Annotated in this window: 12 protein-coding genes; 2 read left to right on the top strand and 10 right to left on the bottom strand. The window is 63.6% G+C overall.

Annotated elements, in window-relative coordinates; genetic code table 11:
- Positions 1-119: 119 nt before the first annotated feature.
- The 6 genes from ACTGJ9_RS06210 to ACTGJ9_RS06185 form a co-directional block, all read right to left on the bottom strand.
- Positions 120-914 (bottom strand): glutamine amidotransferase, encoded by a 795-nt coding sequence (locus ACTGJ9_RS06210; protein ID WP_456676354.1) that lies wholly within the window; start codon positions 912-914, stop codon positions 120-122.
- Positions 915-1034: 120 nt separating this feature from the next.
- The gene (locus ACTGJ9_RS06205) at positions 1035-1814 is read right to left on the bottom strand and encodes an SDR family NAD(P)-dependent oxidoreductase (protein WP_456676353.1); all 780 of its coding nucleotides are present in this window, start codon (positions 1812-1814) and stop codon (positions 1035-1037) included.
- A gap of 225 nt (positions 1815-2039) precedes the next feature.
- Positions 2040-2528, bottom strand: a complete 489-nt coding sequence (locus tag ACTGJ9_RS06200; protein WP_456676352.1) for a tellurite resistance TerB family protein — start codon at positions 2526-2528, stop codon at positions 2040-2042.
- 356 nt (positions 2529-2884) lie between these two features.
- Entirely contained in the window at positions 2885-4294 is a 1410-nt protein-coding gene (locus tag ACTGJ9_RS06195) for a DUF5939 domain-containing protein (RefSeq protein ID WP_456676351.1), read from the bottom strand.
- Between the two features lie 50 nt (positions 4295-4344).
- Positions 4345-5712 carry a cytochrome P450 gene (locus tag ACTGJ9_RS06190; protein WP_456676350.1) on the bottom strand — a complete coding sequence of 456 codons (1368 nt, stop codon included), beginning with the start codon at positions 5710-5712 and terminating at the stop codon, positions 4345-4347.
- A 34-nt stretch (positions 5713-5746) separates the two neighbouring features.
- The gene (locus tag ACTGJ9_RS06185; RefSeq protein WP_456676349.1) at positions 5747-7117 is read right to left on the bottom strand and encodes a hydrolase; all 1371 of its coding nucleotides are present in this window, start codon (positions 7115-7117) and stop codon (positions 5747-5749) included.
- Positions 7118-7253: 136 nt separating this feature from the next.
- Here ACTGJ9_RS06185 and ACTGJ9_RS06180 point away from each other — a divergent pair, with 136 nt between their 5' ends.
- The gene (locus tag ACTGJ9_RS06180; protein ID WP_456676348.1) at positions 7254-8942 is read left to right on the top strand and encodes an MFS transporter; all 1689 of its coding nucleotides are present in this window, start codon (positions 7254-7256) and stop codon (positions 8940-8942) included.
- A 3-nt stretch (positions 8943-8945) separates the two neighbouring features.
- Here ACTGJ9_RS06180 and ACTGJ9_RS06175 read toward each other — a convergent pair whose 3' ends face one another.
- Positions 8946-9161: a hypothetical protein gene (locus ACTGJ9_RS06175; RefSeq protein ID WP_456676347.1), complete on the bottom strand. Its 216-nt coding sequence runs from the start codon at positions 9159-9161 to the stop codon at positions 8946-8948.
- 446 nt (positions 9162-9607) lie between these two features.
- On the opposite strand from ACTGJ9_RS06175, the gene ACTGJ9_RS06170 reads away from it, so the two are divergent.
- Positions 9608-10669 (top strand): polysaccharide deacetylase family protein, encoded by a 1062-nt coding sequence (locus tag ACTGJ9_RS06170; protein ID WP_456676346.1) that lies wholly within the window; start codon positions 9608-9610, stop codon positions 10667-10669.
- Positions 10670-11120: 451 nt separating this feature from the next.
- Here the strand turns inward: ACTGJ9_RS06170 and ACTGJ9_RS06165 are convergent, their stop codons facing one another.
- The 3 genes from ACTGJ9_RS06165 to ACTGJ9_RS06155 all read right to left on the bottom strand — a co-directional run bounded on the left by ACTGJ9_RS06165 (position 11121) and on the right by ACTGJ9_RS06155 (position 13616).
- Complete coding sequence (locus tag ACTGJ9_RS06165) at positions 11121-11789, bottom strand: hypothetical protein (protein WP_456676345.1); 669 nt, start codon at positions 11787-11789, stop codon at positions 11121-11123.
- Positions 11790-11898: 109 nt separating this feature from the next.
- Positions 11899-12060: a hypothetical protein gene (locus ACTGJ9_RS06160; protein ID WP_456676344.1), complete on the bottom strand. Its 162-nt coding sequence runs from the start codon at positions 12058-12060 to the stop codon at positions 11899-11901.
- A gap of 554 nt (positions 12061-12614) precedes the next feature.
- Complete coding sequence (locus ACTGJ9_RS06155; RefSeq protein WP_456676343.1) at positions 12615-13616, bottom strand: ImmA/IrrE family metallo-endopeptidase; 1002 nt, start codon at positions 13614-13616, stop codon at positions 12615-12617.
- Positions 13617-13643 lie beyond the last annotated feature (27 nt).

The following is a 13643-nucleotide window of genomic DNA, read 5'->3' as shown; positions in this document are numbered from 1 at the left end:
GCGCGCACTCATTGGCAACGAGCCTAGCATATCCAGGGATGAGGCAAGGACTTGCGCCAAGGACTTGCGCCAAGGACTTGCGCCAAGAACCTGCACCAAGGACCTGCGCGGAAGCGCGATCACTCGGCGGCTTGCGCCAGCACAGGCCGGCGCGCCAGCCAGCCGTCGATGAAATGATCGAGCCAGGCGCGTTCCGCGGCATCGAAGACCGCGCGATCGGCAAAATGATGATGCCGCTCGCGCGCGCCAGGCGCGCTGAGACCGTCATAGCCGCGCGTGGTCCAGCAATGCATCATCGCGTAGGTCACGTCGGGATGAAACTGCACACCGAAGGCATTGCCGGTGCGAAACGCCTGGATCGGAAAATCCTCGCCTTCCGCAAGCAATTCGGCGCCGGCAGGCAACTGAAATCCTTCGCGATGCCAGTGATAGACCTTCGCCGGCCAATGCGGGCAGAGCGCGCGGCCAGCCGCGGTCGGGCGGATCGGGTAATAGCCGATCTGGGTCAGTGCCTGCGCATGCGGCGCAACGCGTGCGCCGAGCTGCATCGCCAGCATCTGCGCGCCCAGGCAGATGCCGAGGAACGGCCGCTGTTCGCGGAGCGGAATTTGGATCCAGTCGATCTCGCGCCGGACGTAATCGTCGGGATCGTTGGCGCTCATCGGGCCGCCGAAGACCACGGCGCCGGCATGCCGGTCGAGCGTGTGGGGCAGGGGATCGCCGAAGCGCGGCCTGCGGATGTCGAGGCGATGGCCGAGCGCGCGCAGCGCATTGCCGACGCGGCCGGGAGTCGAGGATTCCTGATGCAGGACGATCAGAACCGGCAGAAGGTGCTCGGAGGCGACCGCGCTCGGCGTCCTTCCGGGGAAGGGCACCAATTCTGCGCCACCAAACCTGTCCGTCCGAAACGACATGGCCTCTGCGGGTGCTATCGGTTCAAGCCGCCAGCATAGCTAAGCGACGGTTAACATCGTGTGAGTTCGCGCACACACGCCCCGATATTGAAGCAAGCTCCGGGCCACTACGGGTGTTCGTTAGTGCCTTCGCCGCTGGAACCGGCTGGTGGCGAACAGGACGAAGCCGCGCGGGAAGAAACGCAGCGCGAACGGTACGATCTTGATACCGAGACCCGGCAGCACGGCCCGTTTGTTCGCCATCAGGCCGCGATAGGCCTGCCGCGCGACATCGGCGGCCGGGACATTGAGAATCGCCGTATCGTGCCCGGAGCCGACGCCGGCACGTCCCTGGAATTCGGTCGGCACCGGACCCGGGCAAAGTACGGTGACGCGAACGCCGCGCGGCGCGAGTTCCGCGCGCAAGGCCTCGGTGAGCGAAATCACATAGGCCTTGGACGCGTAATAGACCGCCATGCCGGGACCGGGCAGGAAGCCCGCGACGGAGCCGACATTGAGCAGACCGCCCCTGTTCCTGATGAGCTGATCGGCAAAGCGCAGCGACAGATCGGTCAGCGCGCGGACGTTGACGTCGACGATGCCGACCTGCTCGTCGCGGTCGCGCTCGATGGCGTCGCCGAACACGCCGAAGCCGGCATTGTTGACGAGATTGTCGAGCTCGACCTCCGCGGCAGCGAGCGCGGCGGCGATCCTTTCGCCGGCATCGGCTTGCTGCAGATCGCAGGCGATCACGATCGGCTTCTTGCCGCACTGGGCGGTGAGCTCGTTCGCAAGCGCCTCGAGCCGGTCGGCACGTCGCGCCGTCAGCGCGAGCCGATGTCCGTTCGCCGCAAACACACGCGCCAGCTCGGTGCCTATGCCCGCCGAAGCGCCGGTGATCAAGGTTACCCGCTCAGTCACGATCGCAGTCTCTTGAATTGAAGTTTTTGGCCCCGCAATGCCGGAACTGGAGCATAGGCCACGCGCGACAGGCAACCGGCGCTGGCAGCATGGCCGCCTGAGCGGGCAACAGGGGCGGGAAAAGCCGCGGAATCTGCAGGGGAATCCGACCGTAGCGCCGGCGGCTACATTAAAGTTTCGTCATGTGGTCCGTACAACCGGAAATAACTCCGCCTTGGCGATAGCTCAGCCGCCGACAGCGTTATCCCTGACCTGACCGCCGGCGCGGTCCGCGACGGCGTGCTTGAGATCGATCCGGTCGCGCTGGGAAATCCCGAGCAGGTCGGAGGCGCGCCAGACGACGTTGTCCTCGAACTCGGTGACCTGACCGTCGGCATAGACCAGCTCCCACATCATCTGGACGATGCGCTTGCGGCCCGCTTCGTCGAGCGAGCGCATGATGGCGCTGGTGAAGTGATAAAGATCGACCGCGTCGCCCTCGACCTCCGTCGCATCCGCAATCAGCCGGTCCGCCGTGCCAGGATCGAGCTTGAAATGGCTTTCGATCAGATTGTGCAGCTTGCTCTGCTCGGCCTGTGTCGGCTGTCCGTCCAGCGAAACCACGTGGACCAGCAGCGCGGTGGCCGCCAGCCGATAATCGCTGTCGCCGAAGGCGCGGTTCTGGGCATGAGGAGCAACAATGTCGGCGATGAATTGGCGCAGGCCGTCGAGCATAAGATCCTACCGAAATCGATGACGCCGCGAGGAACGCGGCCGCTACCAGCATTATATGAGTGGGAAACTCAACCGGCGCAACGTGCGTCAGTTCCGCGCGCTGCATTACGTTTCGGCAATATGGCCGCTCTTTCAGCCGTCATGCCGGGCCTGTCCCGGCCATCCACGCGTCGCCGCGACGAAAGACATGGCTGCCTGGGACAAGCCCGGGCATGACGACGGCGGGCGTGGCGCACATCTGCATCCCATCGTCATTGTGAGCGCAGCGACGCAATCCAGACTGCCACCGCGGGAAGATTCTGGATTGCTTCGCTGCGCTAGGAATGACGGGGTCCGTGGCAACCGCCTCCCGTCCCTCACGGTATCTCGTACACCACCATCTTGTCGGCGATGCCGCGCAGCGCCGCCTGCTTCTGGATCGGCTTGATGGCACGTTGCTGCAAAACCTCGGCGACCGCCGGCGCGTCCAGCACCGGGCCGGTGATATGGATCTCCCGCGCGGTCGACAGGCTCTGCACGCGCGCGGCAATGTTGACGGTCTGGCCGAAATAATCCTGCCGCTCGTTGAGCATCACCGCGAGGCACGGACCTTCATGGATACCGATCTTGACGATGAGATCAGCGGTGCCGCGCTGCTTGTTGAGCTCGTCCATCGCCGCGCGCATCCGCAGGCCCGCGACGATGGCGTGCTCGGGACGGACGAAGGTCGCCATCACGGCATCGCCGATCGTCTTCACCACCGCGCCCTTCTCGGACGAGATGATCTCCAGCAATGCGTGGAAATGCGCCCGCACGAGATCGAAAGCGGCGAGATCGCCGACGCGTTCGTAGAGCGCGGTCGAGCCCTTCAGATCGGTGAACAGAAAGGTCAGCGAGGTGATCTGGAGCCGCTGGTCGAGACTGAGATTGTCCGCCTTGAAGACATCGCGAAAGGTCTGGTTCGAGAGCATACGCTTGGCGGTGAGGAACGGCTTGCGCTGGCCGATCAGATGATGGAGCGCCTCCGCCGCGATGAACACGGACGGCAACACCCGCACGCCGGCCTGGTTCTCCAGCGACAGCCGCAGCGGACCCGGCCGCATCGTCGTGGTCCCGGTCGGCGCCTGCACCTTGTTGTACATAATGGCGAGCTGCTGGCGGTCCTTGGTCGGCTCGCCCTTGACGTCGATGAACTGGGCGGCGTGTGTCACCGGCTCGAAAACGATGATGAAGTCATTCGGCAATTGCAGCGACATGGTCGCCTTCTCGCCGGCCGACAGCTCCATCGTGTCCAGCGTCACCTCGTTGGCCAGCTTCGCAAACGATTCCTTGTTGAAGTCGACACCGGAACTCCAGAACACCTGCTTGAAATACTCCCACACCGGAAGCGTATCGGGATCGTGCGCGGCGATCCGCCGGACGCGCGGATTCACGGTGAACGACACCTCGACCTGATCGTCGACCGAGGCCTTGTAACCGCAGGCACAGAGCGCGCAGTGATAATCGTCCGGCTTGAGCGCCTTCAGCGTCGTGTGAGCGCCAAGCACGCCGCCGCAGCCAGGGCACAGCACGTTCCAGCCGAGATCGAACAAGCCGAGCCGCGCCGAATGCAGAAAGGCGGAAATCGCGTGCTCTTCATCGACCTCGTGCTGCGTGGCGAAGTCGAGGACATTGACGCGGTTGAGCTCGTGATCCTCGCCATCCTTCATGAGACGCGCGATCGCGTCGACCACCTTCGCGTCGGCGGTCTGCTTCAGGACGGAAAACTGGGCCTGGATGTCGCTCATCGCGCAACTCTATTTATGTTGGATCACGGCATCCGCCAGACGAACGTCTGTCACCGACGCGTGATGCTGAACAGGGGTGAACGGTCCGGCTGGGTCGTGACGACACCATGCGGGATCACGGGAGTTCTGTCGGCCAGCTCGACGCGGAACGCGCCGATCAGCCGGGCCAGCGCCAGCACGGATTCGGCTTGCGCAAACAGCGCGCCGATGCAGACGCGCGGCCCCGCACCGAACGGCAGGTAAGCGAAGCGATCGGGCGGCTCTTTCGACATGAAGCGCTTGGGAATGAAAGCGTTCGGCTGATCCCACAGCTTCTCGTGCCGGTGCAGCAGCCAGGGCGCGATCATGATGATGTCGCCCTTGCTGACCTCAACACCGGCCACATTGTCCTTGTCGCGCGCGGCACGCGCGATGAGGAATGCGGGCGGATAGAGCCGCATGGTCTCATCGATCACGGCGCGGGTGAATTTTTGCCGGTCGATATCGGCCATGCTGTCGAGATGCTCGCCGTGGGCCTCGGAGGCGACCTCCTCCTGCGTATCAGGATCAAGCGCCAGCAGATAGAGCGCCCAGAACAGCGCGGTCGCAGTCGTCTCGTGGCCCGCCAGGATCATGGTCGCGACTTCGTCGACGAGCTGCTCGTCTGAAAAGCCCTTGCCGGTTTCAGGATCGCGCGCCTCGTCCATGAGATCGAACAGATCGCGTGGCGGCGCGCCCTCCTTCTTGCCCGCCGCACGCCGCTCCGCGATCAGCATCGCGACGAATTCGGTCCAGCGGGTACGGAAGCGGGCGCGGGCCCGATCCATCGGCGTCGGCCAGGAGACCGGCAGCACCATGTCGAGGAAGTAGGCCCGCCCGAGCCGCTCGGCATATTCCACGACGAAATTGCGCAAGGTCGGACCGTGCCGATCCATGCCGAACGAGAACATCGTGCGCCCGGCGATCTCCAGCGTCATGCGTTGCATGATCTCGCGCAGATCGACCGGCTCGTTCGCGCGCGCATCCAGCTTCGCGATGATCTCGTCGAGCACCGCCGTCATGTGCGGGACGAGATTAGCGGTGGCGCGCGGCGTGAAGGCAGGTGCGAGCGTCCGGCGCTGATGCGTCCAGGCGTGACCCTCGGCGAGCAGGAGACCTTCACCGAGTACGGGACGCAGCATGCGGATGCCCGCCGGCGTCCGCGTGTAGTTCTCGTAATTGCTGAGCAGGACGTGCCGGATCGCATCCGGCTGGTTCAGGATGAAGCTCTTGTGCAGGAACAAGCGACCCTGGATGATCTCTTCCTCATAGGCGCGCTGCCCCCAGGTGGCGATCATGTTCTGCCTGATCACCGCAAGCCGGCCGAAGAACGACAGATTGTCCGGCGCGCGGGTCGGGGTCGGGGGGATGATGGGCCGACGCACACTGGCGATGTTCATGGCTCTCTCCCGCAGATCTCACCCAGGCAATTAGCTAATAAGTCAGTTCGGCAACCGCAATCCTGTTCTCGGAGGCAGGCCAGGCGCGTGCCACAATTCGTTCTTCGTTGAACTGGGCCACGATATTACGCCCGACTTCGCTGGCCGGAAGGCGCAGGGTTGCTGCCGCATCGGTGGGCACGCCCGGATGGACATCGGCGGGCTCCTGGCCGTCGAACAGGACGACGTCGCGCGGCAGGCCGAAATAGCCGCGCGGGCGCGCCATGATCACCACCGCGCCGGCGTCCTTGTCCGCCGGCATGAATGGGCGCGCGGCACGCAAATGCACGACATCGGAGGAGCGCGGGAAGGGCGAGCGGTAGAAATGCGTAATCGGGGCGTCCGGCGAGGTCAGGACGATCTCGAGCGGCGAGGTCGGATCGACACTGGCCGGTCCCCAGCGGCCGTCGGCGTCCGTCGTCGCGCGGTGCACCACATCGCCTCTGCGCTCCCCGCTCTCGCGGTCGACATGGTTGATCTCCACCACCGCCCCGGCCACCGGGCGATTGGTCGCAACGCCGTCCACCGCGCCCGTGACCAATCCGCCGAGGCGAACGGTCTGCTCCGGCGTGATCGCGATCCGCGCAGGCTCGCGGCCGGCGATGAACTTGTAGATCTCACGGAAGGCACGCGGGTGATACGCCGTCTCGCGATGGTCGATGGTGCCGAGCACGAGGTTGGTCGCGCCCTTCAGCTCCGGCCCCTCGGCCGTGACATTGGTCGGCACGCCCGGTTTGCCCATGAAGCGGCCGTCGGGTTGGGCATATTTGTCCATGCCGTCGCTGCGCAGGGTGAGGAAAGCCGTGCCCGGCGTCACCTCGCTGTCGCCGTCGTTCAGGCCGCGCAGGAAGGGTCCGCGTCCGTTGAACTCGCTGCCGAGGAGATCATCGAGCGCAAACACGCCGTGATTGGGCGTGCCGCACAGGACGGCGTGACTGACATCGCCGGCGCCGCCGTTCTTGATGACGTTGCGGATGGAGTTACCGCCGCGCGAATTGCCGACCAGCGCCACGCGCGCCGCGCCGGTGCGGCGCTTCAGTTCGGCGATGGCGGCGGCAAGCTCGCGGCGCTGATCCTCAGTCGAGGAGCGGTTGGCCTGTTCGACCGTATCGTCGGTGCGCGCGGTGGGATTGGTGAAATTGATCGCCATCATGCGGTCACGCGCGATGCCGTTGGATTCCATCCGCCACAGCGTCGTCATCCAGAGCGCGTCGTAGTCGCCATCGCCATGGACGAACAGGATCGGCGGCACCTCGGCGTTAGCGGCCGCGGGCGGGGCTTGCGCGAGCGCATCGTTGCGGAAGCTCGCAACCGCGAAGGCCAGGCTGCCCGCACCCTGCAGGATCGTCCGTCGTGACAGCTTCATCTGCTCCTCCCCGTTAAACCATGTCTTTGCACCGCTTATAGCGGCCTAACCACTGGACAACGAAGGACTTTCGCAGGCATCACAGAAGCTGCCGGAATCATTGGAGCCATTTCTGCCAGACGACTTGGAAGAGGATATGACCGAGCAGACGAACCGCCAGAGACGTTCCGCCGACGGCATTGCGGCGCCGCTGCGGTATACCGTGTTCCGGCGCATCTGGCTCGCGAGCCTGCTTTCCAATCTCGGCCTCCTGATCCAGGGCGTGGGCGCGGCCTGGGCGATGACGCAGATGGCCGCGTCCGCCGACAAGGTGGCGTTGGTGCAGACCGCCCTGATGCTGCCGATCATGCTGATCTCGATGCCGGCCGGCGCCATCGCCGACATGTATGACCGACGCATCGTGACGCTGGTCTCCCTCTGTATTGCACTTACCGGCGCCTCTGCGCTCACGATCCTGGCCGGGCTCAACCTCATCACCCCCGAGACGTTGCTGGCCTTCTGCTTCGTCGTCGGCAGCGGCAATGCACTGTTCGGCCCGGCCTGGCAGTCTTCGGTCAGCGAACAGGTGCCGCCGGACGCGCTGCCGTCGGCCGTCGCGCTCAACGGCATCAGCTACAACATCGCGCGCAGCTTCGGCCCCGCAGTGGGTGGGGTCATCGTCGCAGCGCTCGGCGCAGTGGCGGCGTTTGCCTGCAACGCGATCCTCTATCTGCCGCTCCTGGTTGTGCTACTGCTCTGGCAGCGGAGCACTGAGCCCTCGCGCCTGCCGCGGGAAAGGCTCAACCGCGCGATGGTCTCGGGCTTCCGCTACATCACCAACTCGCCGCCGATCAAGATCGTGCTGTTGCGGACGCTGGTGATGGGCCTGTGCGGCGGCGCCGTGATGGCGCTGATGCCGCTGGTCGCGCGCGACCTCCTGCATGGCGGCGCGCAAACCTACGGCATCATGCTCGGCGCTTTCGGCATGGGCGCCGTCGTCGGCGCGCTCAACATCCACGAGTTGCGCAAGCGCATGAGCGGCGAGTCCGCGATCCGCGCCTGCACGATCTCGATGGCGTTTGCGATGGCGGCGCTCGCGCTCTCCAGCGAGCCGGTGCTGACCGCGGCTGCGCTGGTGCTGGCCGGCGCGGTCTGGATGGCCTCCGTCGCACTGTTTAATATCGGTGTGCAGCTTTCGGCGCCGCGCTGGGTCGCGGGGCGATCCCTCGCCGCGTTCCAGGCTTCGATTTCGGGCGGCATCGCGATCGGCGCCTGGGGCTGGGGCCATCTCACCGACTATGCCGGCGTCGAGGTTGCGCTGCTGGTGGCCGCCGGTCTGATGCTGATCTCGCCGCTGCTAGGAATCTGGCTTGCGATGCCGCGCGTCGGCGCCCGCAACGAGGACGCCGAGGTGCTCGCCGATCCCGAAGTCAAGCTGTCGCTGACCGGGCGCAGCGGGCCGTTGGTGGTGGAGATCGAATATCGCGTCGCGCAAGAAAACGCGCGCGCCTTCCACAATGTGATGCAGGACGTGCAACTCTCCCGGCAGCGCAACGGCGCCTATGGCTGGTCGATCGCGCGGGACATCGCCGATCCCGAATTGTGGACCGAGCGCTATCACTGCCCGACCTGGTTCGATTACTTACGCCAGCGCAATCGTTCGACCCAGTCCGAACGCGCGCTGCATCAGCAGGCGATCGATTTCCACGTCGGCCCCGATCCGGTGCGGATCCGCCGCATGCTGGAGCGGCCGTTCGGCTCGGTGCGCTGGAAGGAAGAGACGCCGGACCGCGCCAATACCGAGGTGCTGCCGGTGGTTGCGACTGCGGCGGGCAGCAGTACGTAGGCCTTACTGCCCGTGCTCGGTGAGCACCTTGTCGCAAGCCTTGGTCAGCCGGGCGCGATGCTCTTTCAGGCAGGCGAGCACGGCCTGATCACCATTGTTCATCACCGGCCGGCAGAAGCGCGTGACGTCGCGCGCGCAGGCGTCATGGCCGGGCTGCTGCTGCGCGGACGCGCCCGATGCGCACAGGATCAAAGGAAGAATGAAAAGAAATCGGCTCATCGCGTTATGCCTCGTACCCGGAAAATGTGCGGGGACGCTAGTGCGGGGATGCAGGAGCCGCAACGGCTTTGTCGACGGGGCGGATCTGTGCCGCCGCATGGCCCCGGCTTGACTCAGGGGCACATCGCGAGAGGGAGCTCGAACGTACGACGCGCGCGCCTACTGACCGTCCTGGGCGTCAGCGACCTTGCGTGAGGCGCCCTTGGCGAGGTCCTTGTCCATCACCGCGCGGCAGCCGGCGCTCAGATCGATGCGATGCTGCATCATGCACGCGGTGATCTTCGGGATGTTCGCCCGCTCTCCGTGATATCGGTCACTTTGGCGCACCTCTCTGAAATTCCTCCGCAACCGCCGTCGTGTTGGTGTCACGTTAACTGTTCCTTCGCATTAATGGCCGGGTGCGCGGGAATTCCGCTGGTTTGGTTGCGTATTTGGAAAGAGTAGCGATGCGTAATGCGTTGGGCCTGATGCTGGCCAGTGTCCTTGCGGCGGTCGTGATCGCCGGAGGTTGGTATTTTTATTCCTCGCGCTCCGACCAGGGCGCTCCCAAGACAACAGCTGCCCGTGCCGCCGATCCTCTGCCGGCGCCGGCCAGACTTGCCGCCAAGGACGACGTCGAGACCACGGCGGCGCTCGCGGGCAAGCCCGCTGCTCCTGTCGCCGCGCCTGCGCCAGCACCGGCAGTGGCACCGGTTCAGCAGACGACGACCTGCACCAATCCGAATGCATTGGGCGTCTCGCGCGTGGTCGAAATCGACACGACGGGCGGTCCGGGCTTCGGCTTCGAGCAGTTCAAGCAGTTTGATTTCCTCGCCGAAAAGGAGGTCGTGCTGACCTTCGACGACAGTCCGTGGCCGCACAACACGCCGGCGGTGCTGAAGGCGTTGGCCGACGAATGCACCAAGGGCCTGTTCTTCTCGGTCGGCAAGCACGCCACCTGGCATCCGGAGATCCTGCGTCAGGTTCTGGCGCAGGGGCACACGGTAGGCACCCACACCTGGTCGCACGTCAATCTCAACGGCAAGAAGATGACGGAGCAGCAGGCCAAGGACGAAATCGAGAAGGGTTTCAGTGCGGTGAAATGGGCGCTCGGCACCAATCCCTCGCCGTTCTTCCGCTTCCCGCAGCTTCAGCAGAATCCGGCTCTCGTGGGTTATCTCGGCAGCCGCAACGTCGGGATTTTCTCGACCGATCTCGACTCCTTCGATTTCCGCAAGGAGAGCACGCCGGACAAGATCATCAGCAACGTGATGACCAAGCTCGACAAGCTCGGCAAGGGCATCATCCTGATGCACGACTTCCAGAAGCGCACCGGCGAAGCGCTGCCGACGCTGCTCGCGCGCCTCAAGGCCGGCGGCTACAAGATCGTGCAGATCAAGGCGAAGACGACATTCGACTCGCTGCCCGAATATGACGAAGCGGTGCTGAGGGAGTTGAAAGTGCCCGCGTCGAATGCGACGAACGCGCGCCCGGTCTCGAGCGTGGTGCAGACGGTCTCGCAGCGCTGAGCGCGTCAGGCTTCGACAAGCAAAATTGGCCGGGCTCAGCCCGGCCATTTCCATTTTCGAGCTTCGTGCCGCCGCTTACGATCGGATGAATCGAGCGCTGGTGCGCAAGAGGGCATCGCCCTATAGGCGTATCGTATTGAATATGCTCCAATTTTCTTGCGCGATTTCTGAGACGGACCACGGAAAGGACCACGAAATTACGGGGCTGCTCCCTAGCGGGCCAGCGCCGCCGGCAGCCAATCCATTGGGCGCAAGGGCTTCTCGACGCAGAGGGGCTGATGGGCAGTCGGCTTGTCGATGCGCTTCTGCACTTCGGCGCCAAGCACTTCGAGGCGGGCCCGCTCATGCTTCTCGTGAACGGCGAGATATCGATCGCGGTCCGCGGAGTGGGTCGCACCTCGCGGCTCGCCCGATAGCCGGCGCTGGGTCTTGCCTCAGATTGAAATATTTATCAGTGCGGCGGTCGTCGCTGGAGCACGGCCGCTGGATTTGCCAGCTCTGATACAAGCCACAGTGTTTCGGGGCACATCCATTGCAACAACGTTCGGATGTTTCGGTATTCCTCTGTCGGAGCCTTATCGAAAATGGCGTAGTGGTGCATCACGGCGTTCCTAAATTTGCGAAGGCGCTCCAGCCTGATGTAAACTTCATGCTGGCCAAACCCCTTCGGAAGATGAGGGAAGGCAGCTCCTATGCCGTCGCGCCAAAGAACAAATTTTAGCCTTCGCCCGAGCAAGTTCTGCCAAAAGCCGAATGACATTCCTGCCACAACATGGTCCGGGGTGAACGCTCGCCCGCGCTTTTGGCGCTCATCTGCGGCTACCTTGGTGATTTCAGACTTATGGCGGTCTGGGATTGCTCCAGTGAACTTAGCTTGGTCAAACCAGTCGGTTCCGTAAAGTACGGTTAACCTTCGGTGGATAGAGTTCCTTAGAGAAACCTCAGAAAATTGAAGAGGAATATAGAACTCTTCACAGAGTCGCGCGTTCCATATGTACAGCCTAAGGGCATGATACTTATCGCCTTTTGAAGCCCCAAGGTAACGCGCCAATCGCGCTGATGACATGGTGGTTTCAATCGCGGACAGGACATTCGGTAGCGGCGAAAAGGGGTATTGCATCGCGACTCGGCTGTGAGTAAGTAATGGGAACGTGCCGTGGGGCTGGATCACTGCGCTAACGCGCATATCTCCTACGGACAAAAGCGGGCCGGACCTTCGGGTGCCGGCCCTACTTTTGTCCTGCAACTGCCGGCAAAGTCAAAGACTTCATGCCGCCGTAAGTTGCCTTTTTCTTGTATAGCCCCCGCTTTTTTCCCGGGCCTTCGCGCTGATCGATCAGCGTAGCGATATCGCTCATATCCAGCGGAGACGAAACCAGCCCGGCCGCCATTGCCGGCCTCATGCGAAGCGTACCAGACGAAGTAGGGCGAGAGCGCGCGATCAGCATGGCGTTCTGTACGGTGTCAGCCGCCGCGCGCTGTTTGGTCGCTGAAATCCGCCCGACCCGTCCCCTTGATCCACCGGATGGCATCGCCTTCGTCGACAAAGCGGCGCTCTACCGTGTAACCGTCGGCTTCTCCGATGAGGCACGACCCGGCGCTGGCTGTAAGCGAAATACCAATCAGTTTCTTCGGACGACAGACCGACGAGACTTCCCGACCGTCCCCGTCGGTTGTGTGGCTCGCATCTCGGTGAGGAATGCACGGTCGCGATCAATCGTCATTGCAGATGTTCAACAGCCGTAGACTTTGATGTGTGCTGTCGACTGTACAGAACCAGTACGGTACCGGTGGTAATTCAAGGGCCCGCTAGACCCCGCTTGCCCGCGCTCGTCGGTAAAGCACGGCGGGCTGCCGCTACGGGACTCTATCGGCAAGTCGTGGTCGACATGCCACCCCCGAGCGTCCGGCCTTGCGGCCGCCGCTTTGTCGGCGATCCGGCGCATCAAACGGCCTTGAGCGAAGGACGTCCGTTGGCTCGCTCCGGCGGCGCAACGTCGCTGGTCAAGCCAAACACGAGATTTTCGAGTTCTTCGGCCGGAAGGTGCAGTTGGGCGGCAACTTGGCTCTTTGAGATACGATCAGCCCAGAGTTCCGTGAACACCTTTTTCCACAAAACAGACTCCTCGCGCGGCAAGCCGTTTGGCTCGTCCGTCCGATAGCCTCGCTGGTTGATCTGGATGCAGAAGGTTCGATACTGCCAATCGCTCAAGACGCCCAGCTTGTGCAGCCGGTAGGCCAGAGCAGCGGTCGAGACGCCCCAACGCCGCTTGGCGGCAACAACGTCGTCCAGGCGAGCGACGAACGGGATGCGCGAAAGAACGTCGGCTTTCGGCATGAGGAAGGAAGAAGCAAAGCTGTTGGCTTCGAGTTCGGCATCACGACCCTGCGGACCGCCATGCTTATGTAAAACGAGGTGGGCCAGCTCGTGGGCTGCATCTAGCCGGCTTCGCTCCGCCGACTTGAAGGTGTTCAGGAATACGTAAGGCACGCCGTTTCGCCAGCACGAGAACGCGTCAACGTTCTTGGTGTTCTCCGCCAACGAGAAGACGCGGACGCCCTTTGATTCGAGCAGCTTGATCATGCTGCTGATCGGCTGCTCGCCAAGCGCCCAGTCCTGTCGGATGATCCGTGCGGCCGCGGCCGGATCGCGTTCGTGGGAGAGGTCGATCAGCCTTGGTTCAGGAAGGTTGAATCGCTCCGCGACATAATCCGACAGCAGATATGCCAGCGAGCCCGACGCCAATGCTGCATCTCGCTCGCGAGCGGTCATGGACGAAAGACTGCGAAAGCTCGCGGCGCCTTTCTCTAGGTCGTCGATGTCCCCTCCGAAGAAGAACTCTTTCGGGAACTTCAGCTTCTTCGAGATGAGATCGACCGTCGTCGGGTCTGGCTCGTTATTGCCGCTCTCCAAGCGCGTCACCGTGACCGGCGACATGCCGATCATCTCAGCGAATCCCTTGCTGCTCAGCCT

Origin of the sequence: Bradyrhizobium sp. RDM12 (genome assembly GCF_051917485.1) — a bacterium.
Taxonomy (GTDB): Bacteria; Pseudomonadota; Alphaproteobacteria; order Rhizobiales; family Xanthobacteraceae; genus Bradyrhizobium.
Note: the sequence above shows the minus strand (reverse complement) of the source record. Positions and strands in the feature narration are given on the sequence as shown.

Bases quoted from the DNA above. Each gene is read 5' to 3' on its own strand.
- ACTGJ9_RS06195 (WP_456676351.1), bottom strand. From the start codon at position 4,294: ATGAGCGACATCCAGGCCCAGTTTTCCGTCCTGAAGCAGACCGCCGAC.
- ACTGJ9_RS06170 (WP_456676346.1), top strand. From the start codon at position 9,608: ATGCGTAATGCGTTGGGCCTGATGCTGGCCAGTGTCCTTGCGGCGGTC.
- ACTGJ9_RS06210 (WP_456676354.1), bottom strand. From the start codon at position 914: ATGTCGTTTCGGACGGACAGGTTTGGTGGCGCAGAATTGGTGCCCTTC.
- ACTGJ9_RS06155 (WP_456676343.1), bottom strand. From the start codon at position 13,616: ATGATCGGCATGTCGCCGGTCACGGTGACGCGCTTGGAGAGCGGCAAT.
- ACTGJ9_RS06185 (WP_456676349.1), bottom strand. From the start codon at position 7,117: ATGAAGCTGTCACGACGGACGATCCTGCAGGGTGCGGGCAGCCTGGCC.
- ACTGJ9_RS06165 (WP_456676345.1), bottom strand. From the start codon at position 11,789: ATGCAATACCCCTTTTCGCCGCTACCGAATGTCCTGTCCGCGATTGAA.
- ACTGJ9_RS06180 (WP_456676348.1), top strand. From the start codon at position 7,254: ATGACCGAGCAGACGAACCGCCAGAGACGTTCCGCCGACGGCATTGCG.
- ACTGJ9_RS06200 (WP_456676352.1), bottom strand. From the start codon at position 2,528: ATGCTCGACGGCCTGCGCCAATTCATCGCCGACATTGTTGCTCCTCAT.
- ACTGJ9_RS06190 (WP_456676350.1), bottom strand. From the start codon at position 5,712: ATGAACATCGCCAGTGTGCGTCGGCCCATCATCCCCCCGACCCCGACC.
- ACTGJ9_RS06160 (WP_456676344.1), bottom strand. From the start codon at position 12,060: ATGGCGGCCGGGCTGGTTTCGTCTCCGCTGGATATGAGCGATATCGCT.
- ACTGJ9_RS06175 (WP_456676347.1), bottom strand. From the start codon at position 9,161: ATGAGCCGATTTCTTTTCATTCTTCCTTTGATCCTGTGCGCATCGGGC.